Here is a 280-nt window from a genome sequence, read left to right as displayed (position 1 = left end):
TCGTTAACGCCGTCATTATCATCATCTGTATCAACATCATCTGTGATGCCGTCTCCATCTGTGTCTGCATCAGAATCTGCATCTGCGTCTGCATCAGAATCTGCATCTGCATCTGCGTCAGAGTCTGCATCTGCGTCAGAGTCTCCATCTGTATCTGCATCTGCGTCAGAGTCTGCATCTGCGTCTGCATCAGAATCTGCGTCTGCATCAGAATCTGCGTCTGCATCTGCGTCAGAGTCTGCATCTGCTGGATCTACTACATCTGATACACCGTCGTTAT

General features: G+C 48.9%; 1 protein-coding gene. It reads right to left on the bottom strand.

The window, feature by feature from the left end; genetic code table 11:
• The coding region (locus CD147_RS12640) for a hypothetical protein (RefSeq protein WP_206185157.1) at positions 1–280 on the bottom strand (280 nt) is incomplete at both ends.

It is taken from the genome of Staphylococcus devriesei (genome assembly GCF_002902625.1).
Classification (GTDB): domain Bacteria; phylum Bacillota; class Bacilli; order Staphylococcales; family Staphylococcaceae; genus Staphylococcus; species Staphylococcus devriesei.
This window is presented reverse-complemented; position numbering and strand designations above follow the sequence as displayed.